This window comes from Aeromonas sp. 5HA1 (genome assembly GCF_029237245.1).
GTDB lineage: Bacteria > Pseudomonadota > Gammaproteobacteria > Enterobacterales > Aeromonadaceae > Aeromonas > Aeromonas salmonicida.
Genome location: NZ_JAACFW010000048.1, coordinates 1 through 1013 on the forward strand (window position 1 = coordinate 1; position 1013 = coordinate 1013).

At 47.7% G+C, this 1013-nt stretch carries 1 tRNA gene and 2 rRNA genes; all 3 read left to right on the top strand.

The window, feature by feature from the left end:
• Positions 1-117, top strand: a 16S ribosomal RNA gene (locus GWQ27_RS22160); the annotation flags it as partial.
• Positions 118-401: 284 nt separating this feature from the next.
• Positions 402-477: transfer RNA gene (locus GWQ27_RS22165), tRNA-Glu, on the top strand.
• A 237-nt stretch (positions 478-714) separates the two neighbouring features.
• Positions 715-1013 (top strand): 23S ribosomal RNA (locus tag GWQ27_RS22170); the annotation flags it as partial.

The following is a 1013-nucleotide window of genomic DNA, read 5'->3' on the forward strand; positions in this document are numbered from 1 at the left end:
GCACCAGAAGTAGATAGCTTAACCTTCGGGAGGGCGTTTACCACGGTGTGATTCATGACTGGGGTGAAGTCGTAACAAGGTAACCCTAGGGGAACCTGGGGTTGGATCACCTCCTTACCTTAAGATGTCGAAGTTGTTGAGTGTTCACACAGATTGCCTTGATTCAAAGTAGTTAGAGCAAAGACCTGATGCGCAAGCGTCAGTGCTTGTTTGGTGAAAGCCAAACGAGAGAAGCCCGTTCGTTGGGTTGGGATGTGAATAGCGGCGCAAGTTGCTACCCAATTCAGAGTTAGCGATAACAACGAGCTGCGCTAAAGACGACATGTCGCTCGGCCTCGCCGGCTCGGCACATCGCCTTTACGAAAATCATTGCGAAGTTACCTTCGCAAAACATGATTTTCGTCCCCTTCGTCTAGAGGCCTAGGACACCGCCCTTTCACGGCGGTAACAGGGGTTCGAATCCCCTAGGGGACGCCACTTCTCTTCTTGCTAACAAGAATGCAGACATAAGCATACGTGTTTATGTCTGTTTTCTTCGGTCGATGACCGTTGCAAACATGCTCTTTAACAATCTGGAAAGCTGATTTAAAAAGTAGTTCTCAAACATTTGTTACAAGTGCTTTGGAAACTTCTTGGCGAAAACCAAATTTTATTTTGGTCCTTGTTGTACAGCAACAAGTCGCGTCGTTTCGACGACACTTCTTGGGGTTGTATGGTTAAGTGACTAAGCGTACATGGTGGATGCCTTGGCAGTCAGAGGCGATGAAGGACGTACTAACCTGCGATAAGCTGTGAGAAGTCGGTAAGAGACGCTATTACTCACAGATTTCCGAATGGGGAAACCCACCCAAGATAACTTGGGTATCGTTGCATGAATACATAGTGTAACGAGGCGAACCGGGAGAACTGAAACATCTAAGTACCCCGAGGAAAAGAAATCAACCGAGATTCCCTCAGTAGCGGCGAGCGAACGGGGATTAGCCCTTAAGTTTCTTGGAAGTTAGTGGAATGGT